This is a genomic window from Gordonia sp. PvP123 (genome assembly GCF_040547295.1).
Lineage (GTDB): Bacteria > Actinomycetota > Actinomycetes > Mycobacteriales > Mycobacteriaceae > Gordonia > Gordonia terrae.
In genome coordinates, this window is sequence record NZ_JBEPPN010000021.1 from 1 (window position 1) to 21,258 (window position 21,258).

Sequence of the window (21,258 nt, forward strand, 5' to 3'; positions counted from 1 at the left end):
ACGCTGCTCCACCGACAACGAACTACGTGGATGCATACAACTCTCCCCGGGTAGTCGAAACTGATTTTCAGTCCAACTCCCGGGGAGCAGTCCACGTGAGGCGGTGGGTTCAAGGAAAAGGGGTGGATTTGTGAATTGCCTAGTGCTGCACGGCCTTCTCGGCACCGATGCCGGTGAGGGACCGAACTTCCATCTCCGCGTTGCGTTCCGGGGTGCCGTTGTCCGACGGGGTCGTCAGCGTGCCGACGATGCCGAGGACGAAGGCCAGCGGGATCGAGATGATGCCGGGGTTGGCCAACGGGAACCAGGCGAAGTCGGCGCCGGAGATCATGGCGGTCGACGACCCGGAGACGGCGGGGGAGAAGATGATCAGCACGATCGTGGAGATCAGGCCGCCGTACATGCTCCACAGGGCGCCGCGGGTGTTGAAGCGCTTCCAGTAGAGCGAGTAGACGATCGTCGGCAGGTTCGCGGCTGCGGCGATCGCGAAGGCCAGCGCCACCAGGAAGGCGATGTTCTGACCGTTGGCGAGGATGCCGAGGACGATGCTGACGATGCCGAGGACGACGACCGTGTACCGCGAGACGCGGACCTGGTCGGCCTCACTTGCCTTGTTGCGCTTGATCACCGAGGCGTAGATGTCATGGGCGAAGGACGCCGACGCGGTGATGGCGAGGCCGGCGACCACGGCGAGGATCGTCGCGAAGGCGACCGCCGAGATGATGCCCAGGAGGACGACGCCGCCGAGCTCGAACGCCAACAGCGGTGCGGCGGAGTTCTGTCCGCCCGCGGCGTCGAGGATCTTGTCCGGGCCGACCAGGGCGGCCGCTCCGTAACCGAGCACCAGGGTGAACAGGTAGAAGGCGCCGATCAGGGCGATGGCCCAGACCACCGACTTGCGAGCCTCCTTGGCGGTCGGCACGGTGTAGAAGCGCATCAGCACGTGGGGCAGGCCCGCGGTGCCGAGGACGAGTGCGATGGCGAGTGAGATGAAGTTGATCTGGCTCGTCAGCGATCCGCCGTACTGGGCACCGGGTGCGAGAACGTCACGCGCGGCGACCTTCTCGCTGGTCGAATCGGTGACCGCGTCCTGCGCCGCACCGAGGATCGACGACAGGTTCATGCCGAACTTGGCCAGGACGATGAAGGTCATGATGCCGGCGCCCGCGATGAGTAGGACGGCCTTGATGATCTGCACCCAGGTGGTGCCCTTCATGCCGCCGATGAGCACGTAGACGATCATGAGCGCACCGACGACGGCGATGACGATGGACTGGCCGAGGCGTCCTTCGATGTCGAGGAGCAGCGCGACCAGGCCGCCGGCGCCGGCCATCTGGGCGAGCAGGTAGAACAGCGACACCGCGAGGGTCGAGATCGCCGCGGCCAGACGGACCGGGCGTTGCTTGAGGCGGAAGCTCAGGACGTCGGCCATCGTGAACTTGCCGGTGTTGCGCAACAATTCGGCCACCAGCAGCAGGGCGACCAGCCACGCGACGAGGAATCCGATGGAGTAGAGGAAGCCGTCGTAGCCGTAGACCGCGATGGCGCCCGCGATGCCGAGGAAGCTGGCCGCCGACAGGTAGTCGCCGGCGATCGCGATGCCGTTCTGGGGTCCGGAGAAGCCGCGGCCGCCGGTGAAGAAGTCGGCGGCGGTGTTGTTGTTCTTGCTGGCCTTGATGACCACGAACATCGTGACCGCGACGAAGGCGGCGAAGATGGCGATGTTGGCGACGGGGCTGCCGACGGTCGCCGCGAGGACGGTCACATCGGAGGTGGGCACAGTGGTGTTCACAGCGAGGGTCCGCCTTCCATCTCGTTGCGGATCGCCTCGGCCTTCGGGTCGAGGTTGCGATTGGCGAAGCGTACGTACATGCCGGTGATGACGAAGGTGCTGACGAACTGCAACAGACCGAGGATCAGACCGAGGTTGATGTTGCCCCAGACCTGGGTCGCCATGAAGTCATGCGCGAAGGCGCCGAGCAGCACGTAGAGGGCGTACCAGATCAGGAAGAACGCGGTCAGCGGGAAGACGAACTTCCGCAGCGTCCGCCGCAGCTCCTGGAACTCCGGACTGGCTTGCATCTCGATGAATTCTTCGCCGGTCGGCGCGTGTGGCGCCGGTGGTGGTTGGTCGACGGTCGACACGGTTCCTCCCAGGGTGACGTGGCCACATGTGTGATGGCTCTGCGAGAGTCAGCCTGAATGAGGTGCAGGTCACAGGCAATCACGTGGCGTGGGTCACACGCCAAAGCCCGCGGTCCGTGCGCCGGACGGTCGGTGAGATCCGACGAACGGCGAGCGGTCACCTGTCCGATCGGTCATCCGCCACCCGTCCGGGTGTGCGGTCCAGCCCCATCCCGACGCGCTCCGGCACATGCATCCGTGCGAATGTCCGGGCCAGATCGGCCGGTATCCGACGGCGGGTCATCCGGCTGACCAGCACCATCGTGCCGAACGCGAGCGGCACCGTGATCGCGGCCGGATAGCCGATCACCACCGCGAGCCACCCGCCCAGCACGTCGTCGTCGACGACCCCGGCGATCGCCAGCATCGTCGCCGACCCCGACGCCGCGCCGCCGACGAGGAGTCCGGCGATGGCGCCGACGGCCGTCAGACCGCGCCACCAGATCCCCAGGACCAGCAAGGGGCACAGTGTCGACGCGGCGACCGCGAACACCAATCCGACGGTCCGGGACAGTTCCAGGGAGGCAGCCGCCAGGGACAGGCCGATGGGGATGAGTCCCCCGATGACCGCGGCCACCCGAAAATCGCGGACGCGGCCGCGCAACAGATCGGTGGCGAGCGCACCGGCGACCGACACGAGAAGTCCCGACGACGTGGCGAGGAACGCCGCGATCGCCCCCGCCGCGACGAGCGCGGCCAGGATCTGGCCGGCGATCCCACCGACCGCGGCACTCGGCAACAGCAGGACCGCCGCGTCGGCGGTACCCGTGATCAGCAGTTCGGGGACGTAGAGCCGGGCGAAGACCCCCAGCAGGATCGGGAACAGATAGAACAGCGAGAGCAACGCGATGACGGCCAGTGCCGTCCGCCGGGCCGACCGCCCGTCGGGATTGGTGTAGAAGCGCACCAGGACATGCGGTAGACCCATCACGCCGAGGAACGTCGCGATGATCAGCGACAGCACCTGGTAGAGGGGATGACTGCCGCCGAAACCGCCGCCCGGTGCGATCCAGTCCGCGTTCTGCGTCGGTGCGCCCGCGACGACGGGGGTGGCCGCGCCGGCGTCGAGGAAGATCGTGGAACCCGCGGAGATCACATGCGGTCCGGTGGTGGCCACCGGCGCGTCGTCGACGACGACTCCGTCCAGCGTCCCGGTGACCCGGACCCCGGTGGTCTCGGCGACGCTGACCGACACGTCGGTGGTCACGTCGACGGCGGTCGCGGTGGTGATGCGGGGCGGCGCGGGCTCCCCGACGGGGGTGGGGTCCTGGGCGAAGACGCCGATCAGCACGAGCGCGGGGACCGCGATCGCGGTCAGTTTGAGCCAGTACTGGAACGCCTGCACGAAGGTGATCGACCGCATGCCGCCGCCGACGACGTTCACGATCACGATGAGGCCGACGCCCACCACCCCGGCCCACACGGGAGCGCCGAGCAGGATGTTGAGGGTGAGTCCCGCGCCCTGGAACTGGGGGATGAGGTAGAGGACGCAGACGACGACCACGACCAGCATCGCGGTCTTCCGGACGGCGGTGGAGGCCAGGCGGAACTCGGCGAAGTCGGGCACGGTGTAGGCCCCGGAACGACGCAGCGGCGCAGCGACGAACAGCAACAGCCCGAGGTACCCGGCGGTGAACCCGACCGGATACCAGAGGGCGTCGGCGCCGTACTTCGCGATGAGCCCGGCCACGCCGAGAAACGATGCCGCTGACAGGTATTCGCCGGAGACCGCGGCGGCGTTCCAGCGCGAGCCGACGCTCCGCGAGGCGACCAGGAAGTCGGAGGTGGTGCGCGAGAACCGGCCGCCCCAGGCGCCGACCACGATCGTGGCGATGGCGGCGGCGAACAGCCCGACCGCGGTGAGGACGTGGACCTCGGTGGTCACGGCGCGCCTTCGTCGGACACATCGTCATCGACGAGGCCCATGAAGTCGCGTTCGGCCTGTTCGGCGAGATGGACGTAGAGCCGACCGGCGAGGTAGAGGACCGGGAAGGCGACGAGCCCCAGCACCAGCCAGATCAGACGGATACCGAGGATCTCGGCGTCGGCGATGCCCGGAAACAGCCAGGCGGCAACGGGTATGGCCATGGCGACGGCGAGCAGGGCGCCGCCGAGCCGGAGGCCGAGACCGAGCTGGGCGCGCATGAGGCCCCGGACGAGGGCGTCGCCGACCTCGGTCTGTTCCTGGACCTCGACGCGGGTGCGCACCATCCGTGCCCCGCGGCGTGAGGCGAGCACGACCCGTTCCCGCTGGGGTGGGTGTTCAGCCATCGTCGCGGCCGGCGGGGGAACGGTACTGGCGCAGTGGGTCCCGGATGAGACGGTCCTTCAGTTCGCGGACCTGACGCCGGCTCACGGGTAGTTCGACGGCGTCGGAGGCGCCGTTGGCCCGCACGCACACCACGGTGCCGCCGCCGACGCTGCGCAGGCCGGTCACCATCGGCAGCGCGACGAGGTAGGACCGATGTACGCGCGCGAAACCGGTTTCTTGCCAACGTGATTCGAGCGTCGACAACGGGATGCGCACGAGGTGGGCGCCCGAGTCGGCGTGCAGGCGGGCGTAGTCGCCGACGGCCTCGACCCAGGAGATCGAGTCGCGCCGGACGAGCGAGGTCACGCCGCTCATCTCCACCGGGATGACCTCGTCCGTACCGGTGCGACGCTCGGGACGAGCCGCCGGCTGGGCGGGTTCGGGCGCGCGTTCCCGACTGTCGAGGCTGGCGCGGACCCGCTCGACCGCCTGGGTGAGACGTTGTTCGCGAAGGGGTTTGAGCAGGTAGTCGACGGCCCCGACCTCGAACGCGTCGACCGCCCGGTCGTCGTGGGCGGTGACGAACACGATCGCCGGGGGCGAGGCGTATTTCGCGAGCACGCCGGCGAGTTCGAGTCCCGAGAGGCCCGGCATGTTGATGTCGAGGAAGATCGCGTCGATGCGGTGCTCGTTGAGTTCGCGGAGGGCGCCGGTGGCGTCGGAGGCCGAGTGGACCTCGGCGACGTCGTCCTGCCGGTTCAACAGGTAACCGAGCTCGTCGAGAGCTGGTGGTTCGTCGTCGACCGCGAGCACCACCAGTGCGGTCATGGAACACCTCCCGCCTCGACGACAGACCGCAGTTTACCGCCCCGGTCCTCCGGCGCCCCCCGGAACCGTGCCGTGCGTTGTCACGCCCGGATGCCGGCGCGGAACTTCGGGACACGCATCCCGACCTTGGTGCCGGCGCCGACCGCCGTCTCGACGACGAGCCCGTAGTCGTTGCCGAACGCGGCGCGGAGCCGATGGTCGACGTTGGTCAGGCCCACGTGGGCACCCTCGCTGTGATCGAGGGCGTCCAGCGCGCCGGTGCGCAGGAGTTCGGGTTCCATGCCCACGCCGTCGTCCTCGACGGTGATGACGCAGTCGGTGCCCTCGTCGGCCGCGACGATCGTGATGGTGCCGCCGCCCTTCGACGCCAAGCCGTGTCGCACGGCGTTCTCGACGAGCGGTTGCAGGGCGAGGAACGGCACGACGACGTTCAGGACCTCGGGCGCGACATGCAGTCTGACGTCGAGTGCGTTGCCGAAGCGGGCGCGCTCGAGCGTCAGGTAGCGGTCGATGTTGCGCAGTTCGTCGGCGAGAACCGTGTATTCACCGGCCGCGCGGAAGGAGTACCGGGTGAAGTCGGCGAAGTCGAGGACGAGTTCGCGCGCCCGGTCGGGGTCGGTCCGCACGAACGAGGCGATGGTGTTGAGCGCGTTGTAGATGAAGTGCGGACTGATCTGCGCGCGGAGCGCGAGGACCTCGGCGCGGTTGAGCCGTGCGCGTGAGGCGTCGAGGTCGGCGAGTTCGATCTGGCTCGACGCGTACCGCGCGACTTCGGCGATGGCGCCGAGCATTCCGGGGCCGGGCCGTCGGGTGGTGGCGACCACCAGGACCCCGACCCCGACGTCGTCGGCGACGAGGGGCTGGGCCACCAGCGCGCGTACCGGCGACTCGGCTCCACTGGGGTCGGTGAGCAGTACGCGCCGGAGGTCGCCGAGCGCCGAGGCTGCCGCGCGGTCGGCATGCGCGAGCATCTCGCGGTCCCAGATGTCGTCGCCCTCGGGCAGATGGGCGAGGCGGCTCGGCTCTCCGTCGTAGAGGGCGACCGCCTCGGCGGCGGTGAGTGTGTGCAGGTGGGGCAATGCCTCACGTGCGGATTCCGCCGACAGTCCGGTTCGCAGGGAGCGCGCGGCGAGGGACGCGGTGTGCAGAGCCAGGTGGACCGCCCGCTCGGCCGGGGTTCGTACGACGCGCCGGGTGCGGATCAGCACCACGACGCCTGCACATGCCAGCACCCCGAGGAGGACGAGAGCGATCGTCACGCCGCTAGACATCGGCGCCCCGATCGGCGTCCGCGGTGTGCGGCAACGACGACACGGCGAGATCGATCAGGGTGTGTCGGTCGGCGTGCCACTTGTCGGGGGGCAGGTGACCGTGGGTGTCCAGGTCGGTGAGGCCGTGGGCGGTCGCGAACAGCAGGGCTGCGTGGTGTCGCGCGGCGTCGGCGCCGACGATGCGGCTCACGAGGAACACCAGGCGGTCCTGCGCACGCGCGGCGGCCGGGATCGCCGGCGCGCCCACCGGTGTCGCGAACATGAGCCGGTACAGGTGCGGCCGACCCAGTCCGAGGTCGGACAGTGCGTGCAGCCCCGATCGCACGGCGTCCTCGGCCGGCAGGTTCGGGTCGGTCGCGATGACATCGAGTCCGTCCGCGACGACTGCCCAGGCCTCCGCGGCCACTGCTGCCAACAACTCGTCCTTTCCGTCGAAGTGACGGTAGGCGGCGGAGCGGGAAACCCCTGCGCCGCTGCCGACTTCGCGGAGAGTCACCGCGTCGGGTCCGCCGCGGTCGAGGAGTGTCGACGCCGCCGCCAGCAGCGCCTGGCGGGTGTGTGCCGCGCTTTCCGCCCTGGTGGTCATCGCTCCACCCTACAGTTGACACCGTCAACCGAATGCGGTTTCCTGGGTTGACAACGTCAACTGAATGAGGCGGGAGCCGACATGAATCCATCGCCTACTGCGAACCCGGCCTGGACGCTGGTCATGACGGGTGCCACCCGCGGCCTCGGCCTGGTCGCTGCCAGGCACGTCGTGTCCACCGATCCGTCGTGTCATCTCGTCGTGATCGCGCGCGGGGGCGGACCCGCGGGGTTCGTGGACGGCTTCGGTGCCGGTGCCGAGCGCGTGAACGTCGTCGATGCCGACCTCGCCGACATGGCCGCCACTGTCGCCGCGGCGACCACGATCCGGCGGATGCTCGACGACGCGACGCTGCCGCCGTTGCGCGGGCTGGCGGGCAACGCGGGCATCCAGTACCTCGACGACCAGCACGTCACCGCGGATGGGCTGGAGGCGACCTTCGCGGTCAACGTCCTCGCGAATCACCTGCTGATCGGTGAGCTGAGCGGACATCTGGCCCTCGGTTCCCGAATCGCCATCACGGTGAGCGACACGCACTTCGGCGATTTCCGGCACAACCTCGGAATGGTCCCCGCGCCGCGGTGGACGAGCCCGGCACGCCTGTCCCGGCCCGGTGCGTTCGGGGTTTCGAGTCCGGCCGCCGGCCGCACCGCGTACTCGACGGGCAAACTGGCGGCCATCCATCTCGTTCACGAGTGGGCGCGCCGACTCCCCGACGGCGTCGAGATCGTCTCCTACAACCCGGGTTACGTGCCCGGTACGGACCTGGCCCGGGCGGCGAACGCACCGCAGCGGTTCGCGAACAGGTGGGTCCTGCCGGGTCTGGCCCTGGTCGGCCCGTTCGACCGGGTGCCGACGGCCGGCCGACGGCTCGCCGAGGCAATTCTCGGTGTGCCATCGGCGAACACCGGCGCCTACCTCGACCGCGGGCGGGTGTCGGAGTCATCCGCCGAGAGCCATGACCCCGATCGTGAGCGCGATCTGTGGGCCCATCTCGAGCACCTCCGTTCGAGTACGCTCCGACGTCAGTAGGTCGCCCACTCGCCTTGCGCGTACCGCAGGATCCGGGGGTCCATGAGCGTGGACGGAGGCAGGTCCAGCTGCTGCCGATCGAGTGGGAAAACCGTTGCGGCAGCCAACTGCTCAGGGCTGAGGAACCGGAGCGGTCCCGGCGCCCGCACCGACGGGGTGACCCGGCCCTCGACACCCGCCAGGTGGAAACCCCAGTCCCCGAAGGCGGGGACGTCGACGTGGTACGGGGTCGGGTCCAGTCCGGCCGCACGCATGGTCGACGCCACGCACCAGAACGACTTCGGTGCGAAGTAGGGGGAGCCGGCCTGGACGACGGTGCGGCCCGTCTCGGCGAGATGAGCGCGGACCATCGCGTAGAACTCGGTGGAATACAGCTTCGCGGTGGCCGAGTCGTCGGGGTCGGGCATGTCGACGATGATCACGTCGAACCGGCGGTCGGTGCCACGTAGCCAGGAGAAGGCGTCGGCGGCGATCACCTGGGCTCGTGGGTCGGTCATCGATCCCCGGTTCAGCCTCGTCAGACGCTCGTCGGTCCGGGCCAGTCGGATCATCTCCGGATCGAGTTCGACGAGCGTGACGTCGCGCGCGTCGGGATAGGTGAGCACCTCGCGCAACGCGAGCCCGTCACCGCCACCGAGGATCAGAACGGAATCGTGCTTGCCGGACATCGCCGGATGGACCAGGGTCTCGTGGTAGCGGTGCTCGTCGACCGAGGAGAACTGCAGGTCGCCGTTCAGGTACAACCGGGTGTCGGCCGCTGCCCCGAAGCGGTTCTCGGTGATGACGATGTCCTGGTACGCGCTGCGCTCGGCGGCCACGATCGGGTCTCGGTACAGCGCCTGGCGAGCGGTGACCTCGAAGCGACCGGACAGCATCAGCCCCGCGACCAGGACGGCGACGACCCCGATCGCCGACGCGGACAGGACGAGCATCTGGCTGCGCGACATCGACTTCCGGAAGACCACGAAGACGAGGAAGCAGCCGGCCGCGGCGTTGACGAGTCCGACCACCAGTGCCCCACGCAACTGGCCGAAGAACGGCAGCAACAGGAACGGGAAACACAGTCCGCCGACGAGTGCGCCGATGTAGTCGACGGCGAACATGTCGGCCACCGCCGAGCCGGCCTCCTGGCGTCGTATCCGTTGCAGGAGGACCATCAGCAGCGGGATCTCGGCGCCGATCAGCAGGCCGAGGACGAAGGCCACGAGAACGAGTGCGGGCGTGTACAACTCGAGGTACGCGAATGCGGCGTAGAGCGACATCACCGACAATCCGCCGATGAGTGCGAGCAGCAGTTCGATGACCGCAAAGGCCGTGACGGATTGCGGCTGGAGCGGTTTGGCGGCGAGCGACCCGATCCCCATCGCGAAGACCATCACCGCGAGGACGATCGACGCCTGTGTCGCGGTGTTGCCGATCAGGAACGAGCCGAGCGAGACCAGGGCCAGCTCGTACACCAGGCCGCAGGCGGCGCAGACGAAGACGACGGCGAGCAGCCCGGCGCGGGCGAACCTCGGTCGCAGTGCCAATGCGTCCGGTGCTGCGTCGGTCGCCACCGGACCGCGGCCGTCCGGAGTCGGGTCGTGGTCGATCACGGACGAGCGGGGGACTGTGGTGACACGGTCACAGGATGGACGCGGCGACGATGATCGACACCCCGATGTGCGCGATGCCCTGCACCCAGACCGCCGGGTGGCTCTCCGGATGGACCAGCAACTCGCCGAGATTTCCGGGGGTCAGCAGGTCGATGACGAGGAAGGTCACCGCCATCACGATGAGACCGATGGCCGAGTACACCGCGGTGTAGGCGAGTCCCTCGAGGAGTCGGCCCTCGCTCGCGACGATGGCCGCGGTGACGATGACGGCGACGGCGAGCATGTTGGAGCCCACCAGGATTCCCGCGTTGCGGTTGCGGTCGGTCCACAGCTGCGAACGGAGCTTTCCCGGCGTGAGGAGGTCGAGGATGCCGAACGAGATGATCATCAGGATCACGCCGACACCGGCGTAAGCGCCTGCAGCGTAGGCGTTCTCAGCGATATCAGCGAGCATGGTCTTCTCCGTTGGTTGATCGGACGAGTTCGATGGGGAGTTCCGGACGGACAACGATCATTTGCCGCCACCGCCACTGCCGCCGCCGCGGTTCCCGCTGCCGCTACCCGCGTAGCGCGGGGTCGGTACCCAGAAGGCGCCGACGTAGGGGTGGTAGTGGTGGTAACCCGACCGGTAGTCGCGGCTGAGCATCACCCGGGTGGTCCCGGCGGCCAGCGGGAACAGACCGACGAGATAGTCGGGATACTGCAGGAATTGGGTGCCGGCGATGTTGCCAGTGCCCGAGGCGCCGCTCCGCTGGTCGCTGGGACGTTCGGCGTCGCGGATCTCGTTCGCGACCTCGGCGGGGCTTCCGTCGGCGACATAGGCGTCGACATCGCCCTCGTCGAGGGCGGTGTCGCGCTCGTAGTTCTGCGTGATGTAGTCGCGCGCCGACCCGCCGATGCCGCCGCCGCGCGCGACTCGCGCGGTGCACGCCCCGATGAGCGCGAACACGGTGAGCACGACGATCACGCCGATGATGATGTTGCGGGTCTTGTTGAGCCGTCGGCGCGGATCGGGCGGCCCGCCGGGCGGGGGCGCTCCGGTCATGGGCGGGCCACCGGGCCGCGGTCGATCCTGCTGGAGGTGACGACGACCTCGGCGGCCTTCGGGTAGGTGTGCCAGGTGTGCCAACTGATGGCGTCGTCGGTGGACTCCGAGACGATGGCGGTGACGGCATACGGCTCGCCCGGGAAGTGACCCATCACGCACGGGTGGCCGGTCGCCGACTGCTCGGTGACGCGAGCGGCCAGTTGCTCGACGAGGGCGGCGAGCTGGTCGGGGTTCACGGACTCCACACGGGAACTGAAGTAATAGCCGCTCTCCTGGAAACTCTCCGGGAGCGCCGAGGTCACTTCCGGCAGGCAGGCGACGGTCTCACAGATTCGTTGCACCCCGTCTTCGACGAGCACCTGATGGCTCGCGCCGAGCAGGCGCACCGACACGGTGATGCCGTCGATGTCGCGGTCCTCCTGGGCCAGGGGTTCCTGCAACGGGGCGCTCAGCGAGAATCCGAGCTGGGCCGCGCTGGTGTCGGCGTAGGCGACGGCCAGCTGGGCTGAAAGGTCGCCGGGGTGTCCGAGGTTCTCTGTCATGCGTGCTTCGATCTCCGTGCTCAGGACGTCTGGGTCGGGTGGACGGCGGTGAGGGCCGTCAGGGCGTCTCCGGAGCCGGGTTGCTGGGATAGATGCGGTAGTCCGCGCGTGCCAGCAGTTCGCCGCGAGCGCACTCCCAGCCGCTGCCGTAGTCCTCGAACGACAGGCGGTCGGGGCCGGCCTGGTAATCGTGGTAGGCCATCCGGCCCGACGCCGCGACCCCGGTGGTGCCCGCGGAGGTGAAGCGCGCGGAACCCGCTTCCTCGGACCGGTATCGACGACCCTCGAGTTCGACGGTGTCGGCGCCCGGCGTGACGGTCGCCCCGGGCACCTCGTGCCACAGCACCACCTCGAGGTCGGGATCGTCCTCGACCGAGATCCAGGCCTTCGACCCGACCCCGGTGTCCAGGAAGTTCTCGGTCCAGGTGTAGCCGTCCTGGGTCAGGCGCAGCGTGCCGCGGACCGCGTAGGTCTGACCGCGCAGCTCGACGAGGTCGCCGGGTTTCAGATCGCGGGGATCGCCGAAGACGGAATCGTCGTCGGCCGACGAAAACGGGTCGCCGGGCCGGTAGGTCCGCTCACGCAGGGCGTCCTGCTCGGCCTGCCGGGCCTTGCGGTTGCCCAGGAAATTGAAGATGACGACCACCGCGATGATCGCCAGCAGCGCCACGATGATGATCAGCAGGAATTCCACCCGACGACCCTATCCGGATCGGCGACTCGTCGTCAGGTGGGTTCGACGATGTTCGGCGGGCTGAATGATGCGGGGCCGGCGCTCACGAGTCGGCGGCACGCAGTTGCGAGATCACCGGGGCGAATGCCTCGAGAGCCGGTTCGAGCACGGTGAGGTAGCTGATCCCGGTGCGCTCGCGGAGGTCGACGAGGCGCGTGGCGATGTCGGAGGCGGATCCGATCAGCACCGACGGCAGCTCGATGAATTCCTGGACGCTCATCGACAGCTCGTGTCGGGTGATCAGCTCCTCGGCCACCGCCGTCGCGTCGTCGGTCACCTCGACGATCTGCATCAGCAGATTCCATTCGACGTCCGGGGCGCGTTCGCCTGCGGCGGCGCGGGCGAACGCCACCCGTTCGTCGAAGCCGGCTGCCGACAGCGGTTCCAGATCGCCGTCGGGACCCGTGCGGGCCGCCGTGAATCCGACGACGTCCGCGTGCTCGGCGGCCATCCGCAGCACCCGGTCGCCGTTGCCGCCGAGCAGGAGCGGTACCCGCGGCTGCACGGGACGCGGCCGGTGATCCCGGTCGGCGAGGAGTTCGGTCACCTGCGAGACGGTCGCCGCCAGATGGTCGACGCGTCGTCCCGCGGACCGGAATTCGATCCCGGCTGCGTCGAACTCCGCCCGGACGTACCCGGTACCGAGGCCGAGCTCCACCCGGCCGTCGGACAGTTGGTCGACGGTGGCCACGTCGCGGGCGAGCAGCGCCGGATTGGTGAACGCGGCGTTGAGGACGAACGGGCCCACGCGCAGCCGTTGGGTCGCGGTGGCCGCGACCGCCAGCGCGGGCCACGGGCTCGGGATGCCCAGATGGTCGGGGACTAGGAGGACGTCGTATCCGAGCTCTTCGACGGAACGTGCACGAGACCGCCATGAGGCAGTGGTGTCGACGGCGAGCATGTTGACGCCGAATCGGAACGCCCTGGACGCGAGTGCCATGCCACCAACGTAGCCAGGGGTACCGCGCTCGACCATGCCGGCGAACGGACGCCGGCGGCAGCCTTGCACTCGCAGTGGTCGAGTGCTAAAAACGAGGTTGGCACTCACGGACTGTGAGTGCCAGGTCGGGACGGTGAGGCCGGTACCGAATGACACACCGGTCGTCCGTCGCGGGCACCGAGTTCCGGCCATACGAACCTAGTGTCACCCCCTTCGGAGGATCACTTACCCATGGCCAAGCAAATTGCGTTCGACGAAGAGGCCCGTCGCGGCCTCGAGCGGGGCCTCAACAGCCTTGCCGACGCCGTCAAGGTGACGTTGGGACCCAAGGGTCGCAACGTCGTCCTGGAAAAGAAGTGGGGCGCCCCCACGATCACCAACGATGGTGTGTCCATCGCCAAGGAGATCGAGCTGGAGGACCCGTACGAGAAGATCGGCGCCGAGCTGGTCAAGGAAGTCGCCAAGAAGACCGACGACGTCGCGGGCGACGGCACCACCACCGCCACCGTTCTGGCCCAGGCTCTCGTCCGTGAGGGTCTGCGCAACGTCGCTGCCGGCGCCAACCCGCTGGGTCTGAAGCGCGGCATCGAGAAGGCCGTCGAGGCCGTCACCGAGTCGCTGCTGAAGAGCGCCAAGGAGGTCGAGACCAAGGAGCAGATCGCTGCCACCGCCGGTATCTCGGCAGGCGACCCCTCGATCGGCGAGCTCATCGCCGAGGCGATGGACAAGGTCGGCAAGGAAGGCGTCATCACGGTCGAGGAGTCCAACACCTTCGGCCTGCAGCTCGAGCTCACCGAGGGCATGCGCTTCGACAAGGGCTACATCTCGGGCTACTTCGTCACCGACGCCGACCGCCAGGAAGCCGTCCTCGACGACCCGTACATCCTGCTGGTCTCGGGCAAGGTCTCGACCATCAAGGACCTGCTGCCGCTGCTGGAGAAGGTCATCCAGGCCGGCAAGCCACTGCTGATCATCGCCGAGGACGTCGAGGGCGAAGCCCTGTCGACCCTCGTCGTCAACAAGCTCAAGGGCACCTTCAAGTCCGTCGCCGTCAAGGCCCCGGGCTTCGGTGACCGCCGCAAGGCCATGCTGGCCGACATCGCCATCCTCACCGGTGGCGAGGTCATCAGCGAAGAGGTCGGCCTCTCGCTCGAGGGTGCGGGCGTCGAGCTGCTCGGTACCGCACGCAAGGTCGTCGTGACCAAGGACGAGACCACCATCGTCGAGGGCTCGGGCGATCCCGACGCCATCGCCGGTCGCGTGGCCCAGATCCGCGGCGAGATCGAGAACAGCGACTCCGACTACGACCGTGAGAAGCTGCAGGAGCGTCTGGCCAAGCTGGCCGGCGGTGTTGCGGTCATCAAGGCGGGCGCGGCCACCGAGGTCGAGCTCAAGGAGCGCAAGCACCGCATCGAGGACGCCGTCCGCAACGCGAAGGCTGCTGTCGAAGAGGGCATCGTCGCCGGCGGTGGCGTGGCCCTGCTGCAGTCGGAGCCGGCCATCGACGCACTCTCGCTCGAGGGTGACGAGGCCACCGGCGCCAACATCGTCAAGGTCGCGCTGTCGGCTCCGGCCAAGCAGATCGCGATCAACGCCGGGCTCGAGCCGGGCGTCGTCGCCGACAAGGTCCTGAACTCGCCCACCGGCACCGGCCTCAACGCCGCCACCGGTGTGTACGAGGACCTCCTCAAGGCCGGCATCAACGACCCGGTGAAGGTCACCCGCTCGGCGCTGCAGAACGCAGCCTCGATCGCGGCTCTGTTCCTCACCACCGAGGCCGTCGTCGCCGACAAGCCCGAGAAGAACGCTGCCCCGGCCATGCCGGGCGGCGACGAGATGGGCGGGATGGGATTCTGACCTGACTCCGTCAGGGATGAGCTTCTGATCTCCTGATCAGATCCCCGCGTCTGCTCACGCAGCAACAACCGAAGGCCGGTCACCCGCACGGGTGGCCGGCCTTCGGCGTTGTGAAACGCGCTACGACGCAGAATCTGCCGCATAGTTGCAGCCATGACACGAAAGCGTGTGTTGTTCACCGCCAGGACTGTCGGTCACGTCATGTGGTGGGTGTTCGTTGTCGCCGCGCTGTTTGCAGGCGGAATCACCTGGTGGATGACGGAGTATGTCGCGGTCGACGCTTCTTTCGTAGGCAGGTCTTACGGTTGGACGATCTACACTCCCACCACCGTCGCAGGCTATGTCGATCTCATGAGGTCGTCTGGCCCGGAGTGGTGGCAGGATCCGGCCGTATACGCGCTCGCCGCATTCGTGGCGGTCGTGATCGCCGCTATCGTCGATGCGCTCGCAGCCCGTCGCCTCATCGCCGGCATCATCACGGTCGCAGCGCCTTTCGTAGCGCTGGGCCTCTTTGTGCTCGCAACCCCCGGCGCGGTCGATGAGGTCTACCCACACGGCACCGTTTCCCTCGTGTTGATTCTCATCGGTGTGGCGATCCGCGAGGTGTGGATGCGCGCCATCGCGCCCGGGGTGCGAGATGAGCCTCGGGGGTGAGCTTTCGGACAGGGGCGATGCGCCCCTGCTCGGTGCGCGACCTGGCCCGTTGGGCCGGTGCGATCAGATCGGCCGATAGGTTCCGTCGCGGTGCGAAGTGTTCAGCGGCGTCGACGTGCGTGTGGCCCTCCGAAGAAGAGGCGAACCCGGACGGAGTGCTGAATCGTATCCTCGTCAAGGAGGATGCTGCCTGTCACAAACATGTCACCGATGGAGACCGCCCCTGCGTCACCGGCTTGCTGCAAAACAGCTCGACGGATCGCGTCGCTGAGCTCCGGCCCTCTCAGGTCAGTTCGAAGCTCGACTCGGAAAATTTCCTCGTTACCCACCTGCACCACCACCCGACTGTTCATAAGAATAGACCTGTGTCTTCGAAACTGTTGACTCGCAGGGTGTTACACCACTTGTGGTCGTCCGGCCGAGTGAAGTATCGAGTGGGCGCGGCGTACTCGGCGGGCGCACCTGAATCGGGGTCAGCGGTAACGATGTCGAGGTCTGTGTGGGTCAGTAGGTCTGCGATGGTCTCCGCATTCGCACCGATGCCCGCCCAGTGGGCGTCAACGTCGGAGGCGATGCACCACGCGTGATCGGCTGGCCACACAAACGATGCCGGGTTGTGCCCCGTCTCTCGCACGCCCCAGCGTCCGAAGTCGGATAGCGGGCCGTGCAGGAGGTAGTAGGACCGGTTGGGGATGATCATTCGGGCGCTCCGGCGCATAACCGTTGAGGTATCAGGCCATCCCTCCCAGATTGCGAAGTAACAGTCGTCCGGAGTGCCGGTCGCAGAGTGCAACAACTCGCAGAGACGACCAACTTTGGCCTGATCCGTGGGATCGTCCGGACCCGCGGCGAAGTCTTGTCCGTCGGGGTCGGGCATGAACCGCAATCGCGCGTAGGCCTCGAACCCTGGAGTGGCGAAAGCGGTCAAATCCTGCCACGGCTCCTGGGAGTTTACGATCCAGGCCGCTGCTCGAGGAGTTTCGCACGGTCGCAGTTCCACTGATCAATGACACCACAGTCGCGATCGGAAGTGCTTCGGCTCGTCAGCGCTGAGCGCTGCGTTCTGCTTACCCTGGAATCGGAGGGTCGCCACGCTGCCCGTGACGGTGATCAGCGTCCCACCCAGGCATCGCCGCCGGGGTGGTCCGGCCGAGTGACGGTCGGCAATTCTTGTCGGTGGTCGCACGTATGTTTGATCTATGGAGTTCGGGGGCGGCGCAGATATCTCGGGTGAGGAGTCCGGGGTCGAATCGTCGTTGCCTGCAGTGGTTGTCGACAACGAGTTGTCCGCCACCGAGCTCGTCGATGTGATCACCCACTGCGCGTCGATCACCTCCGCAGCGTCGTATCGGCTCCTGACCGCGGCGAGTCTGCTGCACGAGGAGCGCGAACTCGACTACCACCTCCGCCGCACCGAACACCATGACGGACAGGTCTTCTCCGAAGACGACCTCCACCGCCGAGCCGCCGACGCCGCCGCCGGTATCGACCCCTACGCGCAGTTCGGTCCCGACGGGTTCGATCAGGCCACCGCCGAACTCGGTGCAGCCCTGATGATCACCGCGGCACAGGCCCGCGACCTCATCCGTACAGGTGACGTCCTGCGGTACCGGTTGATGCTGACCGGTAGCACCCTGGCGTGTGGCCGGATCGACCAGAAGCGGTTCGAGATCGCGGTCAAGCGCACCGACTTCGTGTCCGACGCCGACATGCAGGCCGTCGATGCCCATCTGGCCGAAGCGATTCTCGCGCGCCCACCGATGTCGACGACCCAGTTCACCACCATGGTCGATGCGATCGTCGCCACACACGCACCGGATGCGGTGCGCCGCCGCCGCGAACGCGCCGGCGACGACCGCCACATCACCATCGGACCCGACCGGTTCGGTCCGGGCCAGTCCCGCATCAGCGGCAGCCTGCCCGTCACCGACGCCGCCACCCTCGATGCCCAACTCAACGCGATGGCCGCCTCCGTGCACCCTCACGACCCACGCACCAAACGGCAACGACGCATCGACGCACTGCTCGCGTTGGCCGCACACCTCGACGTGCTGGCCTGCCGCTGCCCACACTGCGCACCTCCACCCGAACCGGTCGACCTCGACGACGACACCACCCCAACCGACGGCGCTGACACGACCGCGGCGTCGGCGGATTCGGCCACACCGTCGGCGGTCACCGGCCACGCCCCGGCACCGACCTTCCACATCGTGGTTAACCTGTCGACGCTGCTCGGCCTCGATCAGGACCCGGGGTTCCTCGACGGCCACGGGCTGCTCGACGCCGACACCATGCGATCGCTGGTCGACGGTGCCCGCCGGTCCTTCATCACCGGTCAGCCGCAGCAGCCAGCCGAATCCCGCTACACCCCGAGTCGCAAACTCCAGACCCTGGTGCGGTGCGGAGAACTGTGCTGCACCTTTCCCGGGTGTACGCAACCGGTGTGGGAGGCAGACCTCGACCACACCATCCCGTTCGACCACCACACACCCACCACTGGTGGTGCCACCACACAACGGAACCTCAAGCCGCTGTGTCGTTTCCATCACCGGATCAAGACGTTCGGGATGTGGCGGGACTACCAGGACGAGTACTGCACCGCATGGTTCCGATCCCCCACCGGACACACCTTCGTCGGCAACGCCTTCAACGGCCGCGATCTGTTCGGTTACCTCGTCCCCAGGCAACCACCGGACCACCCGGCCCGCAGCCACCTCGCCGAACAGCGAGACACCCGCACCACCACCCGCCGTCGTGAACTCGACGCGTGGGACACCGCCAACCCACCACCCTTCTGAACACCTGTGAAGCAGGGTGGGTGAGTCGACGATTCAGTAGCCCCGGCCGCTGGACAGGCGCTCGGCGCCGTGGGGAACGATTTCCGTCACGGCGATGTTGAGACGGCCATGAGTGCTCCCATCACCGTCGACATCTGGTCCGACATCGCCTGCCCGTGGTGCTACATCGGCAAGCGCAAGTTCGAGGCGGGTCTCGCCGAGTTCGCCGGGCGTGACCACGTCGAGGTGACGTATCACAGCTTCGAGCTCGCGCCCGACACGCCGGTCGACTTCGACGGGTCCGAGGTGGACTTCCTGGTCCGGCACAAGGGGATGCCTGCCCAGCAGGTCGAGGGCATGCTCGAGCAGGTGACCGGGATCGCCGCCGAGGTGGGTCTCGACTACGACTTCGACAGCCTCCAGCACACCAAGACCCTGAAGGCGCATGAGGCGCTGCACTTCGCGAAAGAGCGTGGCCGACAACTCGATCTGGTGGAGCGGTTGTTCAAGGCCTACTTCGAGGAGGGTCGTCACGTCGGCCGTCCCGACGAACTCGCTGATCTGGCCGCGGATATCGGCCTCGATCGCGACGAGGTCATCGCAGCGCTGGACTCGGGCGCTTACGCGCCGGCCGTCGCGGCCGACATCGACCAGGCGCGCGCGTACGGAATCAGCGGAGTGCCCTTCTTCGTGATCAACGGCAAGTACGGAGTCTCCGGGGCGCAGGCGCCGGAGATCTTCACGCAAGCTCTCGACAAGGTACGCGCCGAGGCGGGCGATCGTGTCTGAACCGCTCGTGCCTTTCGAGATGGTCGGGGACGCTGACGCGGCCGTCTGCGTCGATGGTGTGTGCGCGCTGCCGGAGGCCGCAACCGAACCGTCGGAGCCTGTGCTGGAGTGAGTCTCGGAATCGTCGACGTCATCACCCACTGCGCGTCGATCACCTCCGCCGCCTCCTACCGACTCCTCACTGCGGCAAGCCTGCTTCACGAGGAACGCGAGCTCGACTACCAGCTGCGCCGCACCGAGCACCGCGACGGGCGAGCCTCCTCGGCAGACGAACTGTATCGACGCGCGGCCGAGGCCGCCGCCGGGATCGACCCCTCCGTCGAGTACGGGCCCGATGGTGTCGACCAAGCCGCCGCCGAACTCGGTGCGGCACTGATGATTCCCGCCGCCGAAGCCCGTGACCTCATCCGCACCGGCGATGTCTTGCGCTACCGACTCATGTTGACCGGTAACACCCTCGCGTGCGGACGGATCGACCAGCGACGTTTCACCATCGCCATGAAACGCACCGACTACGTGCCCGACGCCGACAGCAGGTCGTCGATGCCCATCTCGCCGAGGCGATCCTGGCCCGCCCACCGATGTCGACAACCCAGTTCACCGCCCTGGTCGACGCCATCGTTGCGAGGCTTGCTCCCGACGCAGTGCGCCACCGCCGTGGACGCGCCGACGCCGACCGCAACGTCACCATCGGGCCCGACCGGTTCCACCCCGGCCAATCCCGCATCACCGGCACCCTCCCGGTCACCGACGCCGCCGAACTCAACGCGCAACTCAACGCGATGGCCGCCTCCGTACACCCCGACGACCCCCGCAACAAGCAACAACGACGCGCTGACGCGATGATCGCCCTCGCCGCCCACCTCGACACCCTGGCTTGCCGCTGCCCACGATGCGCACCCCAACCAGTAGCCGACCTCGACGACACCAACACCGAGTTGGACAGCGGCTCGCCAACAGTCGAAGCCGACGACCCCCTTGCGGAAGCACCCGAATCGGCCCCGGCACCCGAACCGGCCCAACCGACCGCCACCGGACCGCACCGGCCGGTGCCCATGTTCCACATCGTGGTGAACCTGTCGACGTTGCTCGGCCTCGACGACGACCCCGGCTTCCTCGACGGCCACGGACTGATCGACGCCGACAGCATGCGCTCGCTCCTCGTCGACGCGCAACGCTCCTTTGTCACCACCGGCCGTACCCGACCAGCCGGCCACGCCTCCGATCCCACTGCCGATGTCGGGTCCCGCTACGCCCCGAGCCGCAAACTCCACACGCTGGTGCGATGCGGCGAACTGTGCTGCACGTTCCCCGGATGCAACCAGCCGGTGTGGACCACCGATCTCGACCACACCATCCCGTTCGACCACGGCTCGCCGTCGACCGGTGGTGCCACCGCGCACCACAACCTCAAGCCGATGTGCCGGTTTCACCATCGGATCAAGACCTTCGGCATGTGGCGCGACTACCAGGACGACTACTTGACCGCCTGGTTCCAGTCCCCGACCGGACACACCTTCGTCGGCAACGCGTTCAACGGCCGCGATCTGTTCGGATACCTCGTCCCCGGGCGCCCACCCGATCATCCAGGCACGCAGCACGCTCGCTGGCCAGCGAACCGCCCGCACCACCACCCACCGTCGAGAGAGCGACGCGTGGAACGCCGCCAACCCACCGCCTTTCTGAACGGTGTGTGGGTAGCCCCCCCGGCACGTTGACGTGTGAGTGCCCGGTTGCAGTGGGTACACAAACGCCATGCAGACGTTCCTGCCCTACCCGGATTTCCGACGCTCCGCGGAGGTCCTCGACCCCGCGCGGCTCGGCAAGCAGCGGGTGGAGACGTTGCAGATCCTGCGGGCGCTCGAATTGTTCGACTACGGCTGGTCCAGCCATCCCGCGGTCACGATGTGGCGCGGGCACACCCCGGCGCTGGTCGCGTACGGGCTCGCGTTCGTCGATGTGTGGACCGGCGAAGGACGTGCGGACAGCACCGCGCCGATGATCGCCGAGTTCGCGCCCGACGTGGTGGGCCGGGCCCAGTCCGAGCTGGCCGCGCAGGGCCTGATGCCCGCGTGGCTAGGTGTACTGACCCGGGACGTTAGGTACGGCGTTCGGCGAGTCGGCGTGACATAGGGAAGACCTCCGAGTGAGGTGTGGAGCTGTCTAGGAAC

General features: G+C 68.0%; 19 protein-coding genes and 1 pseudogene. 7 read left to right on the forward strand and 13 right to left on the reverse strand.

Annotation, left to right across the window (positions count from 1 at the left end; translation table 11 throughout):
• Window positions 1-139: 139 nt before the first annotated feature.
• From ABIC25_RS24445 to ABIC25_RS24475, 7 genes are all read right to left on the reverse strand, one after another.
• A complete protein-coding gene (locus ABIC25_RS24445) occupies window positions 140-1,792 on the reverse strand; it encodes a monocarboxylic acid transporter (protein WP_239403426.1) in 1,653 nt (550 codons plus the stop codon).
• Complete coding sequence (locus tag ABIC25_RS24450; RefSeq protein WP_033206154.1) at window positions 1,789-2,145, reverse strand: DUF485 domain-containing protein; 357 nt, start codon at window positions 2,143-2,145, stop codon at window positions 1,789-1,791. Before ABIC25_RS24450 ends, ABIC25_RS24445 begins: the two co-directional genes overlap by 4 nt.
• 157 nt (window positions 2,146-2,302) lie before the next feature.
• On the reverse strand, window positions 2,303-4,069 hold the full coding sequence (locus ABIC25_RS24455; protein ID WP_354563542.1) for a sodium/solute symporter: 1,767 nt from the start codon (window positions 4,067-4,069) through the stop codon (window positions 2,303-2,305).
• The gene (locus ABIC25_RS24460; RefSeq protein WP_354563543.1) at window positions 4,066-4,455 is read right to left on the reverse strand and encodes a hypothetical protein; all 390 of its coding nucleotides are present in this window, start codon (window positions 4,453-4,455) and stop codon (window positions 4,066-4,068) included. Before ABIC25_RS24460 ends, ABIC25_RS24455 begins: the two co-directional genes overlap by 4 nt.
• Window positions 4,448-5,263, reverse strand: a complete 816-nt coding sequence (locus ABIC25_RS24465) for a LytR/AlgR family response regulator transcription factor (RefSeq protein ID WP_101823014.1) — start codon at window positions 5,261-5,263, stop codon at window positions 4,448-4,450. Before ABIC25_RS24465 ends, ABIC25_RS24460 begins: the two co-directional genes overlap by 8 nt.
• 80 nt (window positions 5,264-5,343) lie before the next feature.
• Complete coding sequence (locus ABIC25_RS24470; protein WP_354563544.1) at window positions 5,344-6,534, reverse strand: sensor histidine kinase; 1,191 nt, start codon at window positions 6,532-6,534, stop codon at window positions 5,344-5,346.
• Entirely contained in the window at window positions 6,527-7,120 is a 594-nt protein-coding gene (locus ABIC25_RS24475; RefSeq protein WP_354563545.1) for a TetR/AcrR family transcriptional regulator, read from the reverse strand. Before ABIC25_RS24475 ends, ABIC25_RS24470 begins: the two co-directional genes overlap by 8 nt.
• 81 nt (window positions 7,121-7,201) lie before the next feature.
• On the opposite strand from ABIC25_RS24475, the gene ABIC25_RS24480 reads away from it, so the two are divergent.
• Window positions 7,202-8,152 (forward strand): SDR family NAD(P)-dependent oxidoreductase, encoded by a 951-nt coding sequence (locus tag ABIC25_RS24480; protein ID WP_101823008.1) that lies wholly within the window; start codon window positions 7,202-7,204, stop codon window positions 8,150-8,152.
• On the opposite strand, the gene ABIC25_RS24485 is transcribed toward ABIC25_RS24480, so the two are convergent.
• The 6 genes from ABIC25_RS24485 to ABIC25_RS24510 all read right to left on the reverse strand — a co-directional run bounded on the left by ABIC25_RS24485 (window position 8,146) and on the right by ABIC25_RS24510 (window position 13,010).
• Complete coding sequence (locus ABIC25_RS24485) at window positions 8,146-9,708, reverse strand: polyamine aminopropyltransferase (RefSeq protein ID WP_354563558.1); 1,563 nt, start codon at window positions 9,706-9,708, stop codon at window positions 8,146-8,148. The two genes, ABIC25_RS24480 and ABIC25_RS24485, sit on opposite strands and share 7 nt — an antisense overlap.
• Window positions 9,709-9,775: 67 nt before the next feature.
• Complete coding sequence (locus tag ABIC25_RS24490; protein WP_004022849.1) at window positions 9,776-10,201, reverse strand: DUF350 domain-containing protein; 426 nt, start codon at window positions 10,199-10,201, stop codon at window positions 9,776-9,778.
• 57 nt (window positions 10,202-10,258) lie between these two features.
• Window positions 10,259-10,792 (reverse strand): DUF4247 domain-containing protein, encoded by a 534-nt coding sequence (locus tag ABIC25_RS24495; protein WP_239403424.1) that lies wholly within the window; start codon window positions 10,790-10,792, stop codon window positions 10,259-10,261.
• Window positions 10,789-11,337 (reverse strand): DUF2617 family protein, encoded by a 549-nt coding sequence (locus ABIC25_RS24500; protein ID WP_354563547.1) that lies wholly within the window; start codon window positions 11,335-11,337, stop codon window positions 10,789-10,791. The genes ABIC25_RS24495 and ABIC25_RS24500 overlap by 4 nt, the downstream gene beginning before the upstream one ends.
• A gap of 58 nt (window positions 11,338-11,395) precedes the next feature.
• On the reverse strand, window positions 11,396-12,031 hold the full coding sequence (locus tag ABIC25_RS24505) for a DUF4178 domain-containing protein (RefSeq protein WP_354563549.1): 636 nt from the start codon (window positions 12,029-12,031) through the stop codon (window positions 11,396-11,398).
• An 82-nt stretch (window positions 12,032-12,113) separates the two neighbouring features.
• Window positions 12,114-13,010 carry a TIGR03621 family F420-dependent LLM class oxidoreductase gene (locus tag ABIC25_RS24510; RefSeq protein ID WP_354563550.1) on the reverse strand — a complete coding sequence of 299 codons (897 nt, stop codon included), beginning with the start codon at window positions 13,008-13,010 and terminating at the stop codon, window positions 12,114-12,116.
• Window positions 13,011-13,241: 231 nt separating this feature from the next.
• Here ABIC25_RS24510 and groL point away from each other — a divergent pair, with 231 nt between their 5' ends.
• The 6 genes and pseudogenes from groL to ABIC25_RS24540 all read left to right on the forward strand — a co-directional run bounded on the left by groL (window position 13,242) and on the right by ABIC25_RS24540 (window position 21,220).
• Window positions 13,242-14,867 carry a chaperonin GroEL gene (gene groL, locus ABIC25_RS24515; RefSeq protein WP_004022854.1) on the forward strand — a complete coding sequence of 542 codons (1,626 nt, stop codon included), beginning with the start codon at window positions 13,242-13,244 and terminating at the stop codon, window positions 14,865-14,867.
• 153 nt (window positions 14,868-15,020) lie between these two features.
• Window positions 15,021-15,521 (forward strand): hypothetical protein, encoded by a 501-nt coding sequence (locus ABIC25_RS24520; protein WP_354563552.1) that lies wholly within the window; start codon window positions 15,021-15,023, stop codon window positions 15,519-15,521.
• Window positions 15,522-16,720: 1,199 nt separating this feature from the next.
• Entirely contained in the window at window positions 16,721-18,319 is a 1,599-nt protein-coding gene (locus ABIC25_RS24525; RefSeq protein WP_354563553.1) for an HNH endonuclease signature motif containing protein, read from the forward strand.
• Between the two features lie 108 nt (window positions 18,320-18,427).
• The gene (locus tag ABIC25_RS24530) at window positions 18,428-19,087 is read left to right on the forward strand and encodes a DsbA family oxidoreductase (protein ID WP_354563555.1); all 660 of its coding nucleotides are present in this window, start codon (window positions 18,428-18,430) and stop codon (window positions 19,085-19,087) included.
• Between the two features lie 375 nt (window positions 19,088-19,462).
• Window positions 19,463-20,805: pseudogene (locus ABIC25_RS24535) on the forward strand (HNH endonuclease signature motif containing protein).
• Window positions 20,806-20,842: 37 nt separating this feature from the next.
• Window positions 20,843-21,220, forward strand: coding sequence for an MSMEG_6728 family protein (locus ABIC25_RS24540; RefSeq protein WP_354563557.1), 378 nt, complete (start codon window positions 20,843-20,845; stop codon window positions 21,218-21,220).
• Window positions 21,221-21,258: the final 38 nt, after the last annotated feature.